At 66.2% G+C, this 13,134-nt stretch carries 14 protein-coding genes; 6 read left to right on the forward strand and 8 right to left on the reverse strand.

Features of this window, described 5'->3' with window-relative positions:
* Positions 1–81: 81 nt before the first annotated feature.
* Together rplT and rpmI are read right to left on the reverse strand one after the other, a co-directional pair.
* The gene (rplT, locus tag VHB27_RS00330) at positions 82–435 is read right to left on the reverse strand and encodes a 50S ribosomal protein L20 (protein WP_325596503.1); all 354 of its coding nucleotides are present in this window, start codon (positions 433–435) and stop codon (positions 82–84) included.
* Positions 436–450: 15 nt separating this feature from the next.
* Positions 451–654 (reverse strand): 50S ribosomal protein L35, encoded by a 204-nt coding sequence (gene rpmI / locus VHB27_RS00335; protein WP_325596505.1) that lies wholly within the window; start codon positions 652–654, stop codon positions 451–453.
* An 856-nt stretch (positions 655–1,510) separates the two neighbouring features.
* Between rpmI and VHB27_RS00340 the strand changes: the two genes are divergently transcribed.
* Together VHB27_RS00340 and VHB27_RS00345 are read left to right on the forward strand one after the other, a co-directional pair.
* Positions 1,511–1,870, forward strand: coding sequence for a MarR family winged helix-turn-helix transcriptional regulator (locus VHB27_RS00340; RefSeq protein ID WP_325596508.1), 360 nt, complete (start codon positions 1,511–1,513; stop codon positions 1,868–1,870).
* 176 nt (positions 1,871–2,046) lie between these two features.
* Entirely contained in the window at positions 2,047–2,754 is a 708-nt protein-coding gene (locus tag VHB27_RS00345) for a ribonuclease activity regulator RraA (protein WP_325596510.1), read from the forward strand.
* Between the two features lie 123 nt (positions 2,755–2,877).
* Here VHB27_RS00345 and VHB27_RS00350 read toward each other — a convergent pair whose 3' ends face one another.
* On the reverse strand, positions 2,878–4,653 hold the full coding sequence (locus VHB27_RS00350) for an aminopeptidase P family protein (RefSeq protein WP_325596512.1): 1,776 nt from the start codon (positions 4,651–4,653) through the stop codon (positions 2,878–2,880).
* A 197-nt stretch (positions 4,654–4,850) separates the two neighbouring features.
* On the opposite strand from VHB27_RS00350, the gene VHB27_RS00355 reads away from it, so the two are divergent.
* The gene (locus VHB27_RS00355) at positions 4,851–5,162 is read left to right on the forward strand and encodes a DUF1127 domain-containing protein (protein ID WP_325596514.1); all 312 of its coding nucleotides are present in this window, start codon (positions 4,851–4,853) and stop codon (positions 5,160–5,162) included.
* A 61-nt stretch (positions 5,163–5,223) separates the two neighbouring features.
* Here VHB27_RS00355 and VHB27_RS00360 read toward each other — a convergent pair whose 3' ends face one another.
* Positions 5,224–5,388, reverse strand: coding sequence for a hypothetical protein (locus VHB27_RS00360; RefSeq protein WP_325596516.1), 165 nt, complete (start codon positions 5,386–5,388; stop codon positions 5,224–5,226).
* A 232-nt stretch (positions 5,389–5,620) separates the two neighbouring features.
* Here VHB27_RS00360 and VHB27_RS00365 point away from each other — a divergent pair, with 232 nt between their 5' ends.
* Complete coding sequence (locus VHB27_RS00365) at positions 5,621–6,205, forward strand: DUF1194 domain-containing protein (protein WP_325596593.1); 585 nt, start codon at positions 5,621–5,623, stop codon at positions 6,203–6,205.
* 67 nt (positions 6,206–6,272) lie between these two features.
* Entirely contained in the window at positions 6,273–7,490 is a 1,218-nt protein-coding gene (locus VHB27_RS00370; protein WP_325596518.1) for an AI-2E family transporter, read from the forward strand.
* A 69-nt stretch (positions 7,491–7,559) separates the two neighbouring features.
* On the opposite strand, the gene VHB27_RS00375 is transcribed toward VHB27_RS00370, so the two are convergent.
* The 3 genes from VHB27_RS00375 to VHB27_RS00385 all read right to left on the reverse strand — a co-directional run bounded on the left by VHB27_RS00375 (position 7,560) and on the right by VHB27_RS00385 (position 10,747).
* Entirely contained in the window at positions 7,560–7,826 is a 267-nt protein-coding gene (locus tag VHB27_RS00375) for an acyl carrier protein (protein ID WP_325596520.1), read from the reverse strand.
* On the reverse strand, positions 7,810–9,696 hold the full coding sequence (locus tag VHB27_RS00380) for an HAD-IIIC family phosphatase (protein WP_325596522.1): 1,887 nt from the start codon (positions 9,694–9,696) through the stop codon (positions 7,810–7,812). The genes VHB27_RS00375 and VHB27_RS00380 overlap by 17 nt, the downstream gene beginning before the upstream one ends.
* Positions 9,697–9,853: 157 nt before the next feature.
* Positions 9,854–10,747, reverse strand: coding sequence for a YihY/virulence factor BrkB family protein (locus VHB27_RS00385; protein WP_325596524.1), 894 nt, complete (start codon positions 10,745–10,747; stop codon positions 9,854–9,856).
* Between the two features lie 255 nt (positions 10,748–11,002).
* On the opposite strand from VHB27_RS00385, the gene VHB27_RS00390 reads away from it, so the two are divergent.
* Entirely contained in the window at positions 11,003–12,133 is a 1,131-nt protein-coding gene (locus VHB27_RS00390) for a type III PLP-dependent enzyme (RefSeq protein ID WP_325596526.1), read from the forward strand.
* A gap of 196 nt (positions 12,134–12,329) precedes the next feature.
* Here VHB27_RS00390 and VHB27_RS00395 read toward each other — a convergent pair whose 3' ends face one another.
* Positions 12,330–13,133, reverse strand: coding sequence for a thiazole synthase (locus tag VHB27_RS00395; protein ID WP_325596528.1), 804 nt, complete (start codon positions 13,131–13,133; stop codon positions 12,330–12,332).
* Position 13,134: the final 1 nt, after the last annotated feature.

The following is a 13,134-nucleotide window of genomic DNA, read 5'->3' on the forward strand; positions in this document are numbered from 1 at the left end:
GACTTGCTCGGGCATATACGGGAAGTCGTGGATGGCCGGAACGAGGCCGGCCATGACACATGGATAGAGGCCGGTCGCGCCTTAGAGCGCGGCCTGGACCTGCTTGACGATGGCCGCGAAGGTCTCGGCGTCGTCGTAGGCGATGGCGGCCAGGACCTTGCGGTCCATCTCGATCCCCGCCTTCTTCAGGCCGTCGATGAATCGGCTGTAGGTCAGCCCGTGCTCGCGGACCGCGGCGTTGATGCGCTGGATCCACAGGCCGCGGAACTCGCGCTTCTTCACCCGCCGGTCGCGGTAGGCGTATTGCAGCGACTTCTCCAGCCGCTCCCGCGCGATGCGGTAATTGGTGGAGGAACGGCCGACGAAACCCTTCGACTGCTCCAGTACCTTCTTATGACGGGCGTGGGTGGTGGTGCCCCGTTTGACGCGTGCCATGGTGCGCTTCCTTCCTTAATCCAGGCCGTAGGGGGCCCACTGCTTGACGGTCAGGCCGTCGGCGTGGGTCAGGGTCTGGCTGCCGCGGTTGGTGCGCTTCATCTTCTGGCTGCGGTTGATCAGGCCGTGGCGCTTGTTGCCGGGCCCCGCGAGCACCTTGCCGGTCGCGGTGATCTTGAACCGCTTCTTGACCGACGACTTGGTCTTCATTTTGGGCATTTCGATCTCCTTCGTATGATGCCTGGCCGAAAACGCACAGGCTGCCGCGGCCGGGCATGCCCTTCCAGGCCCGGCGCGCAAACAGGGGCGGGGATATAACGGCGCTTGGCCGGCTGTGCAAGCACCTTTCGGCGGGGGCCCCGTCCGGCAAAGGCCCCGTCCGGCAAAGGCATCGTCCGGCGAAGGCATCGCCCGGCGGAGGCACCGTCCGGCGAAGGCATAGTCCGGCGGGGGGATCGTCCGGCGGGGGCCGGAGGCAGCCTGCCCGATTCCTTGCACCGGTCGCGCCATGACGGATCGAAGCGGGCGAAAGCCGGTCCGATCCGGTGCATGCAAAAGCAGTTCCGGATGTGACCGGTTCGGTCAAGCGTCTTTGATACGGATGAAAGCACGCGGCACATTGCCGTCCGCGAAACAACGCACACCTAATGCCTGGACTCGAATGTCCTTGCGGTAGATCAATGACGCACCGCCCTCGGCTAGTTGAAGAAAAGAAATGTCCGGGCCTTGTTCCCGCGGACCACCCATCACGGGGACGAATCAGTAACTTTCCAGACGTGCCGCACGAAAAGATCATGTTTCGAGAGATTGCAACCAACTCACGGCGGAATCCGCACGAATATGCGCATACGTTAGCAAATGGCACCGAATTTATCTTGTTCTTCGAGCTAAACTGAGTGATAATGAGCAAAGTCAGACGAGGTCGTTGCACGTGAAAGAGCCCGTTACAATGGAAGGAAGCAACGAGAGCGATGCTTTCCGGCTAGAAGATTTCCTGCCGTATCGACTGTCGGTTGCAGCCGACACCGTGACACGGATCATCACGCGCCAGCATCTCGCCCAATCGGGACTTGGCATGTCCGAATGGCGACTGCTGGCCGCCGTGGGCCGCTTCGGCGTCCTTTCCCCGACCGCCGCCGGCGCTCGGACATCCATGGACAAGGTCAAGGTCAGCCGAGCGGCGGCCAGTCTCGTGGCGCGCGGCCTGCTGCGGCAAAGCCAGGATCCCAACGATGGCCGCGGCCGCCTGCTGCGGCTGACCCGCAAAGGCACCTCGGTCTACGCATCCATCGGGCCGACCTCGGAAAAAATCGAGGACATGCTCGCCGAAGGGTTGAACAAGACCGAGTGGTCTGCACTCAATCGCGCGCTCGGCAAACTCATGACCCATGCCAAGGCGATCCTGGGCGACGCCGAAGGCGAGGACGAGGACTGATTCCCGCCGATACGACCCTCGTCGGTCGTATCCGCTGACACGATACCCACGGACCTCCCCCGAAACGGCCCCGCACGGCGACCTCGCCCCGTGCCGGGCCGTAGGTGTATCCTCGCACGGCGCGTTCGCCTGTATATCAGGCTGACCATCAAGGGAGCGCGCCCAACGGAGGACCCATGACGATCGATCCCGCCATCCTCGAGGCACTCTCGGGTGTATCGACCGCAACTATTACAACCGTTCTGCTGAAGAAAGGCCTGCGCAACGTCTGGATGCGCGGCACCAAGCCGATCCGCGCAGGTCAGCCCCGGCTGATCGGACCCGCGTTCACGCTGCGCTTCGTGCCCTCGCGCGAAGACCTGGCCACGCCGGAATCCTGGTCTTCGCCGATCTCGACGCGGGCGGCGATCGAGGCGATGCCGGCGGGATGCATCACGGTGGTGGATGCGATGGGCGTCACCGATGCCGGCATCTTCGGCGACATCCTGTGCGCGCGCATGGCGAAGAAGGGCGTGGCCGGCCTGGTCACGGACGGCGTGGTCCGCGACGTCGCAGGCGTGCTGGGCACCGGATTGCCGGTGTGGTGCCAGGGTGCGGCGGCGCCGGCCTCGGTCGCCGGCCTGACCTTCGTCGCCTGGCAGGAACCGATCGGCTGCGGTGGCGTCGCGGTGTTTCCCGACGACATCGTCATGGTCGACGACGACGGCGCCGTGGTCATCCCGCAGAAACTGGCGGCGGACGTCGCCGCGGTGGCGGCGGAGCAGGAACGGCTGGAGGCCTGGATCATGCAGGAAATCGAAGGCGGCGCTTCCCTGCCCGGCCTGTATCCGCCGAATGCCGAGAACAAGGCGCGCTACGAGGCCGGGGCGAAAACCCAGCGGTAGCCGCGGCCCCTGCCGCGACGATCATCCGCGGCTTTTGCGCTCTCCGCACCGGCAGTCACGGATGGCCGGCATAAGGCCGATCATCCGTGACGGGGGCGAGGTCGCAGCCAAGTCTTCCCGGCATCACGCCAGCGGTGCGCACGCCGCCGTCAGCCACGCCCGTTCCGCGTCCCCCAGCGCCGGCCCGACCTCCGCCAGGACCCGCGCGTGGTAAGCGTCCAGCCAGGCGATTTCCGCGGATGACATCAAGGCCGGCTCCAGCAGGCGCCGATCGAACGGCGCGAGCGTCAGCGTCTCGAACCGCAGGAAGGGGCGCTTGGCATCGGGCAGTTCGGCCGGCTGCACCATCAACAGGTTTTCCAGGCGGATTCCGTAATGATCCGGCAGGTAGAAGCCCGGTTCGTTGGAAAGGATCATACCCGCCGCGATCGGCACCGGCCGAGCGAGGCGGGAGATGCTGACCGGGCCTTCATGAACCGAGAGGTAGCTGCCGACGCCGTGCCCCGTCCCATGATCGTAATCCAGCCCGACCTGCCACAGCGCGCGGCGGGCCAGCGCGTCGATATGCGCGCCGCCGACGCCCTGCGGGAAGATGGCCGTCGCGATGGCGATATGACCCTGCATCACCCGGGTCACGCGGTCGCGCAGTTGTCGCGGGGCCGGACCCGGACCGGTCCAGACGGTGCGGGTGATGTCGGTCGTGCCCTCGGGGAACTGCGCGCCGGAGTCGATCAGATAGACCTCGTCGGGTTTGAGCGGGCGGTTCGACTCTTCTGTCACTCTATAGTGGATGATCGCCCCGTGCTCGCCCGCGCCGGAGATCGCCGGGAAGCTCTCGCCGCGAAAGCCGGGCAGTGCCTGGCGGAACCCCAGCAGCGCCTCGGCCGCGGAGAGCTCCGTCTCCTGCCCTGTCGGCGCCCGCAGCGACAGCCAGTGCAGGAAGCGGCAGACAGCCGCCGCATCGCGCCGATGCGCCGCGCGGGCCCCGTCCTGCTCGACCGGGTTCTTGCACGCCTTCGGCAGCAGGCACGGATCGGCGGCGGCGGCCACGGTCGCCCCGGCGGCGCGCAGGCGCTGGGCGAACCAGACCGGGGAGCCGGCCGGATCGACCCGCACCGTCATCCCCGCGCACCGGCCCAACGCGGGCGCCAGCGCGCCGCGGTCGGCGACGGAAACGGTGTTGCCCAGCCAGCCCCGCGTCTCTGCCGACAGCTTGCCCGGATCGATGAACAGCTCCGTGGCGCCATCGGCATGCACCAGGGCGAAGGCCAGGGCGAAGGGGGTGAACGCCACGTCGCCGCCGCGGATGTTCAGCAGCCAGGCGATGGAGGCCGGATCGGTCAGCACCGCCGCGTCCTGTCCCGCGTCGCGCAGGACCTTGCCGATCTCGGCCCGTTTCTCCTCGGCGGACCGGCCGGCGAACGCCAGCGGATGGGGTTCGGCCGGGGTCCGGGGCGGCGCGGGGCGATCGGTCCAGACGGTGTCCAGCGGGTTCGGCTCCAGCGGCACCATGGTCAGCCCTGCCTCGGTGTAGCGCGCCAGGCCCTCCTCGCCGATCAGCAGCGGGTCGTAGCCGATGCGTGCGCCCTTGCCGGCCGTCGCGGCGATCCAGCCGGGGGGCGGCGTCTCGGTGACGTGCCGGCGCTGCCACAGGGACGGATCGGTCTGCTCCGCGAGCTGCAGGACATAGCGGCCGTCGGTGAACACGGCGGCCGTGCCGGGCAGCACGACGGCGAGGCCGGCACTGCCGGTGAACCCGGTCAGCCATGCCAGGCGCTCCGCCGAGGGGGGGACATATTCCCCGAGGTGTTCGTCCGCCCGGGGGACGATGAAGCCATCCAGGCCGAGGCGTGTCAGTTCCTGGCGTAAAGATTCCAATCGGTTAGCCATCACGGACATTCAACGTGCTCCTCGGGTCGCGGAACCCGGATCATGGCGGTTAGCGATACCATGCGCTTGATGCATGGCTTGCCTTGATATTTCACGGGTTAAAAACGGACTGATCAGGTTTATGTTGCAGTGCATCAAATCCGCGGGGCACCCCCACGGGACGCGACATCATTCGGACGCCGCGTCGTTCCAGATGGACGAATGCCATGAGCGCGCATCTTGCCAACTCCGAGTTCAACAACCGGCTTCCCAGCTTGAGCTACATCGACGCGAAATGGGAAGAGCCGGAACTGCGCCAGCCGGCGCAAGCTGCCCCCCGCCGCCGCGGCTTCGCGGACTGGCTTGCCACCCGCATGACCGGCCTGCGGACCTGGTTCCGTGAAAACGAAGCCGCGTCCGAGCTGTATGCCATGTCGGACCGGGAGCTTCACGATATCGGCCTGACCCGGTCCGATGTCGACCGCGTCTTCGATCCCGAGCTGAACCAGGATCTGCGCCAGCGCGGCGACCGGTTCTGAAAACGGAAGGGCGGCTCGAAAGGCCGCCCTTTTTGCTTCCCCGGCTGGCGGCCCCGGATGGTCAGCCGGAAATCGGCCAGTGCACGGCGGCGAACGCGGAATCGATCATCCGCGGCAGGTCTTCCCACCGCGCCAGCACCACGTAGCTGGCTATCAGCGCGACGATCGTCAGCAACGGTTTGGCGAAAGACCCAACGCCTCCGGCTTCCCGTCGTGACAGCGGCACGCCAACCTCCTGCATGTACATAGTCTGTTGACCGGCTTTCCACCGGCCTTTGTCCACAAGTAACGCTGATCGGTGAATAAGGCGGATTTTAGAAGGATTTCCCGCCGGAACGCGATACGGAAGATACCAGGGTTACGCCACGCGCATAGGTGACCCCCCGATTTCGTGCCGCATAGTGATCGGGCACGAGGAAGGAGCGGCGATACTGGGCGAGGATGCCGTCAAATTGGCGATGGTCCTGGCGGTCGACGGGTCCGCCAGCGTCACCTATGGGGAATTTGGCCTGATCGCCACGGGGATGGCCACCGCCCTGCGCGACGACTCAGTGGTCGAGGCGCTCGCCGCCGGCAGCTACCTGTCGCTGCTGCTGTGGTCCGGTTCCGGCCAGCAGGCGGTGCTGGAACCCTGGACGCGCATCAACTCCAAAACCGCCGCGCTGGCCTTCGCCGACCGGGTCGACAACATGTCGCGCGTGGTCAGGCCCGGCACGACGGCCATCGGCGAAGCGCTGGTCGCCGCCCTGGCCCTGCTGACCCATTTGCCGGCGGTGACGCAGCATGCGATCGTAAACGTGATCGGCGACGGACGGTCGAATGACGGCATCGCGCCGGGGCCGGTGCGCGACCGGATGGCGAACGCGGACATCACCATCAACGGGCTGTGCATCCTGCATGAGGAGCCGGACCTGCTGTCCTCCTACACCAACGACGTCATTGGCGGTCCGGGCGCCTTCGCGGTAACCTGCAGGACATACGCGGATTTCACCGAGGCGATGCGCCAGAAACTGTTGCGGGAAACCAAGGTCCCGATCGTCTAGGACGGCGGAACCGGATGCCGGCGCCTTCGTTTCATTCGCGCATGGACGGCGATGGGAACTGGCGGGGATGGCGATGACGGACGCGAACGGGTCAGGTTCACACGACTCACCCGCCGCCGGCGATCGGATCGCGACCACCGAGACCCATAGCGAGGTGTTCATCGCCGCCGGGCAGACCGCCGCGGCGGTGACCGAGAAAACCACGTTCCATCCGCCGCCCGCTTCGGACAACGACATGCCGCTGCCGACCGATGTGCGCACGGTATTCCTGGGCGGGCTGTTCTTCTTCGCCGTGCTGGCGATATTTTATGTCGCAGCCGAGCTGATATTGCCGATCGTGATGGCGATCGTGCTCAAGCTGCTGCTGCAGCCGCTGGTGCGCGTGCTGGAAAACCTGAGGGTGCCCAAGCCGCTTGGCGCGCTTCTGGCGATCCTGCTGGTGCTGGCCGTCTTCGGCGGCGCCATCAGCGTGCTGGCCGGGCCGGCGGCGGCCTGGGCGTCCAAGCTGCCCGACGCGATCCCGAAGCTGCGCGACAGCTTGAGCGTGCTGCACCAGCCGATCGACGCCGTCACCCATGTCATGCGCCAGATCGAGCAGTTCAGCGGCGGCGAGTCCACGGGCGGCTCGCAGATCCCCGCCGTCAAGCCCGCGATGCTGCTGGGCGCGGTGTTCAGCGGCACCGCCAACACGACCGCGGGGCTGCTGACCACGCTGCTGGTGCTGTTCTACCTTCTGGTTTCCGGTGAAACCTTCCTGCGCCGCGCGGTGGAGATCCTGCCGCGGTTCAACGACAAGCGCGCGGCGGTGGAGCTGTCGATGCACATAGAGCGGGACGTGTCCGCCTATCTGCTGACCGTCGCCACGATCAACCTCGTGGTGGGCATGGCCACCTGGGCCGACATGTGGCTTTGCGGCGTCGACAGTCCCGTCCTGTGGGGGGCGGTCGCGTTCATGCTCAATTTCGTGCCGATCCTGGGACCGATGGTGGGCATGGTCATCTTCCTGATGGCCAGCGTGCTGTCCCTGGGGGTCCAGTGGGGCGCCCTGCTGCCGGTCGGCCTCTATTTCGGCATCCACATCATCGAGGGCGAGCTGGCCACGCCGATGGTGCTGGCTCGGCGGTTCACGATCAACCCGGTCGCGGTGATCCTGTCGCTGATCTTCTGGTACTGGATGTGGGGGGTGGCAGGCGCCGTGCTGGCGGTGCCGATGCTGACGATCATCAAGATCATCTGCGACGACCTGCGTCCGCTACGGGCGCTGGGGCACCTGCTGGAGGGGTAGCGGGATATTCCCACCTTCCCCTGTCATGGCCGTGCTTGTCCCGGCCACGACGGACAGGCAACGGTCGCGTCAGCCGATCTTCGTCGCGACCATCTTCGCCAGGTCGCCGACGCAGCGCAGGCTGTCGAGTTCACGCGTGTTGAACTTGATGCCCCACTTCTCCTCGCTGGCCATGATGATTTCAATTTGTTTGAAACTATCCCAGCCTTGAACCTGCTTGGCGGTCAGGTCCGGGGTCAGGACGATGTCGTCGCGCATGAAGACATCATGAAAGATTTCGGTCAGAGCTGGATAAACGTCAGCTTCAGTGGCCATAGGCTCAGCCCTCGACAACATGGATAAAGGTTTCGGCGGGGGTGAACGATCCCAGGTCCAGGATGTTCACGTTCCCGCCCGACGGGTCCGTTTCCATAACCGTAAAGCCGAGGCGCGCATAGTGTTCCTTCACCATGCCGTTCTTCTTGGTCGGGATGTATTCGCCGACGACCCGGCGGGCGCCGAGCTTCTTCGCTTCCTGGCAGATCAGGTTCAGCGTGGTCGGTTCGACCTGCCGGCCCAGCACGCGGCACGACATCAGCCAGGTATCGACGTACAGGTCCTTGTTCTCCCGCAGCCGGCCGATGATGATCGCGATGATGCCGTTATCGCCAAAACGATCGGTCAGCCGAAGCTGCAGGCCGAACGCGTCCGGATCGGCCATCACCGCGATGATGTCTTCCTCGGTGTACCGCTTGGTCGTCAGGTTGAACTGGTTGGACTTGTTGATCAGTTGCACCGTGCGCTGCAGGCCGATCTTGTCGAAGCGCTTCCAGATCAGCTCCATCTCCAGCCCGCGAAGATAGGACGGCAGGTCGGTGACCGAGGCCTTCAGCGCTTCCCGCGCCTTGTTCCCCTGGTATTGGGCGGTGCGCTCGCGGTCTTCGTCGGTGATCGACAGCCCTTCGAAATAACCGGCGTCGGCAAGGGCGATCGGATAGTCCGTGGGATCGTCGGTGACTTCCGGCACTGCGACCATCGGCAGTTCCTGGCGCACCAGGTTCCGCTCGAACGGGTTGTCGTCGATGAACACCAGGGAATCGATCCCGATGTTCAACTCCCTGGCGATCGCGCGGATATTGTCGGCCTTGTTGTCCCAATTGGCGACGAAGCAGGCGATGTCGCCGCGCTTCAGCACCATGTCCGGATGCTTCTCGAACGGCTCCAGCGCGTTCGCCTCGTCGTTCTTGGAGCAGACCGCGAGGATGACGCCGCGGCGGCTGAGTTCGCGGGCATAGTCCTGGAACGCCGTATAGGCCTCACCCAGCGGGCTGCCCTGTCCGACGACGATGCCTTCCAGCCCGTCATCGCCGACGACGCCGCCCCAGACGGTGTTGTCGAGGTCCAGCACCAGGCATTTGAACGACCGTCCCTGCTTCGCCGCCACCCAGCGGCCGACCAGGTCGCCGTACAGCGGCGCGACGGGCGGCGAAACCTCCTGCTTCGACCGGTGCCACAGCCCGGCGTCGTGCCACTTCGCCACCCCGTCCATCGCGGCACGGTCGTCGACGGCGAGGATGTCGACACCATCCTGCTCCGCCATCGTGCGGAGGGCATGGTTGAGGCGGGACACGAACCAGGCGCGCGAGCCGGGCAGCCGATGCTCGTTGTTGCCCATCGCCGGCCGATGCACCGGCAAGGCCGCCTGCTGCAGGATCGGGCATTTGAACGCCTCGCGCGCCAGGCGCCAGACTTCCCGCACCCGGTCCTGCATCTCCGCCAGCGCGGCGTCGGCGGCACCGGCATCCATCGCCGCGGTGACGCCCGCCGCCAGGTGATACGCGTCCAGCGCCACCAGCACCGCCGTCGGCTTGAACGCGTGCAGTTCGGACTCCGGGTCGGTCAATTCCTGTAGATACTGTCCGTAATCGTTTTCGTACGTGTCGATCCAGATGCCGCGCCGCAGGCCGGCCACGCGGATCGCGGGCAGCAGGTGCGTCAGGGTCGAGGACCCGAGGACGGCAAGCCGCACCGTCTTGGTCGGCAGGTTGTCCGGAGCTTCGGCGAATATTGTGTGAATTGTTTCGTCCAGTGCGTTTGTCAGGACGAAATTGAGCCGGGAATTCGCCAGGGCCACGGCTTTGTCCCAGGCATTGACGGGATCGTCGGGCAGCGCTCGCAGGCGCTGGCGCCAGTCGGTGTGTGTTGGCAGCCAGTGAAGTTCTGTCATGGGCACCGTCACGAGATGGCGACACGTCGTATCATTCCAGCGTGGAAAATCCAAACGGAAATGGTTGTATCGGTTCGACGTCCGGCAATCCGAAGGCGATAGACGGACGCGCCCCTACCCCCTGCGCGTCATGACGCGCGTATGAAGGCGCCTCGGCTTACGGCGCGTCCATCATCACTATGCGGTGATCGATCGAACCCGGTCGCGCGGCTTCCAATTGCGCGTTCAGTTCGGCGCCCAGCAGCGTGGCATAGGCCGAGACATAGAACCACAGCATGATCCCCACCGCCGCGACCAGCGGACCATAGGTCGCGCCGAAACTTCCGATCCGAGCGACGTACCAGGACAGGGCCTCGGACGCGGCCAGCCAGAGCGCGGTGGCCAGCAGCGCGCCGGGCTTGATCCGCTGGAAGGCCGGACGCGGGCGCGACGGCCCGTAGCGGTACAGCAGGACGAGCGCGGCGAAGAAGAAACCGATCAGCATGGTCATGCTGGCGGCCCGGATCAGCGCCACGCCGTGACGCGACAGCCCCAGGAACCCGATCACCGCCGGCAGGCCCAACAGGACAGCCAGGCCGCTGATCCCGCACAGGACCGCGACCAGCGTCATCCCCAGCCCTACCGCCTGGAACCGCAGGAATCGCCGCCGTGCCGTCACGTTGTAGGCGATGTTGATCGCCGACAGCACCGACTTGCTGCCGATCGCGCTGCTCCAGAACGCCAGCAGCAGGCTGACCGCCAGGTTCAGGCTCAGCGTCCGGCTGGTCTGGTGGACCAGGTGGTGGACCCGCGCCTCGATGAGCATGAAGGCGGGGAAGGGCAGGATTTCGGAGAGGAAGGCAAGCTGCCGCTCCACCGTGACCGGCCGCAGGATCAGGCCGTAGATCGAGATCAGCACGCTGATCGCCGGAAACAGGGCCAGCGTCGCATAGAACGCGCAGCCCGCCGCCGTCATCGAGATCCGGTCGGTCCCGGCCGCGCGGAACGTGTTGCCCAGCACGGCCCGCCAGCGGGCCCAGGCACTCGTCGCGATCAGGTCGTCCGTCCGCACGGCAGCGCTCCCCAGCGGCGGTCTTCTGCCGCATTGCGGTCGAAAATTGAAGCAGGGCAAGTTTCCGCTTGCATAGGGGGGGTGGGGGTCTTATGTGGCCCCCTACGCAGCAACGCACGTGCCTCTGGCCCTCCGTGGTTACGCAACGACGTCAAGCGTTCTGGCAATCGTTTGGTCGCTGGTTCGTTCGACCGTTTCGTTAACTCCGCTCATCGCCTGGATAGATGAGCGCCTGATTGAGGGAGGCTCGGCGCGATGACACCGAAAATCGCCCGTTTCCTTGCGCAACATCAACCGGCTACGCCGTGCCTTGTGCTCGACGTCGACCGTGTCGAGGAGAACTTCCGTACCCTGCGGAAGACCCTGCCGCTTGCGCGCATCTATTACGCCGTGAAGGCCAATCCCGCGCCGCAGGTGCTGGAGCGGCTGGTCGGCCTGTCGAGCTACTTCGACGCCGCGAGCATCGAGGAAGTCACGTTCTGCCTCGACGCCGGCGCCCGGCCCGAGGCGATCAGCTTCGGCAACACGATCAAGAAGGTCGGCGCGATCCGCGAAGCCTATCGGCGCGGCGTGCGCATGTTCGCCTTCGACTCCCGCGAGGAGTTGGAGAAGCTGGCCGAACACGCCCCCGGCGCACGGGTCTATTGCCGTATCCTGGTGGAGAACGAAGGCGCCGACTGGCCGCTGTCGCGCAAGTTCGGCACGACGATCGAGAACGCCCGCGAACTGATGCTGGAAGCGGGTGAGATGGGCCTCGATCCCTATGGCCTGTCCTTCCACGTCGGCAGCCAGCAGACCACGACCCGCGCCTATGAAGCGGCGATCGGCAAGGTGGCGATGCTGTTCACCGACCTGTCCGACGCGGGCGTGAACCTGCGCATGATCAACCTGGGCGGCGGCTTCCCGACCCGCTATCGCGACGACGTGCCCGAGATCGACCAGTTCGGCTCCGCGATCATGTCGGCGATGACGGAGCATTTCGGCAACAACCTGCCCGAGATGGTGATCGAGCCGGGCCGCTTCATCGTCGGCGACGCAGGCCTGGTATCGGCCGAGGTGGTGCTGGTCAGCCAGCGCAACCGCGCCGACCCGGTGCGCTGGGTGTACCTCGATATCGGCCGCTTCGGCGGACTTGCCGAGACCGAGGGTGAATCGATCAAGTATCGCATCGCCACGCCGCATGACGGGTCCGCGACCGGACCGGTCGCGATCGCCGGTCCGACCTGCGACGGCGCCGACATCCTGTATGAGAAGTCGAACTATCGCCTGCCCACCGCCCTCCGCTCGGGCGACCGGGTGGAGCTGCTGTCGACCGGTGCATATGTAACGACTTACGCGAGCACCCGGTTCAACGGGTTCGCACCGCTGTCGGAATATTATCTTTAGAGACGAAACCGGTTGGCAGGGGTGACGGACGATCGGCCGCGCCGGCGTTCGTTGCACCCGCAACCGTCATTCGGGATCCAGGGAAGGCGAAGCGTGCCGTCGAAGGCGAAGCGCCCCCTCATGACCCGGCTTGACCGGGCCATCTTCCTCCTCCGAACCATGGGCCGTGACGCGGTCGGGAAGCGCGGTGCAGACGCTACCGGATCAGCCCCGTCAGCGGACTGGACGGATCGGCCCCCATCCGGCGCGGCATCCGCCCGGCGCGGAATGCCAGCCGCCCCGCCTCCACCGCGGCCTTCATCGCCTTGGCCATCAGCACCGGGTCCTTGGCATGCGCCAGCGCCGAGTTCAGCAGCACCGCGTCGCATCCCAACTCCATCGCGATCGCCGCGTCCGACGCCGTGCCGATGCCGGCGTCGACGACGAACGGGACCGTCACCTGCTCCATCATCATCGACAGGATCGCCGGGTTCTGCAGCCCCAGGCCCGACCCGATCGGCGCGCCCAGGGGCATGATGGCGACGCAGCCCAGGTCCTGCAGCCGCTTCGCCGCCAGCGGGTCGTCGGCGCAATAGACCATCACCTCGAACCCGTCCTTGATCAGCGCCTCCGCCGCCTCGAACGTGCCCTGCATGTCCGGATACAAAAGCGGCGGCGGCCCCAGGACTTCCAGCTTCACCAGGTTCCAGCCCCCCGCCTCGCGCGCCAGGCGCAGCGTGCGGACGGCATCCTTGGCGGTGAAGCAGCCCGCCGTGTTGGGCAGGTAGGTATAGCGCTTCGGGTCGACGTAATCCTGCAGCATCGGCGCGCCGGAATCCGACAGGTTCACCCGGCGGACGGCGACCGTCACGATCTCGGCCCCGCTCGCCTCGATCGCGCGTCCCGTCTCCTCCAGGTCCTTGTAGCGCCCGGTGCCGACGATCAGGCGGGAGCGGAACGTCCGTCCCGCCACCGTCCAGGTGTCGGCGGCGGCCGCTTCCGGCGCGTTCGATCCGTCCATT

The organism is Rhodopila sp. (genome assembly GCF_035548235.1).
Lineage (GTDB): Bacteria > Pseudomonadota > Alphaproteobacteria > Acetobacterales > Acetobacteraceae > Rhodopila.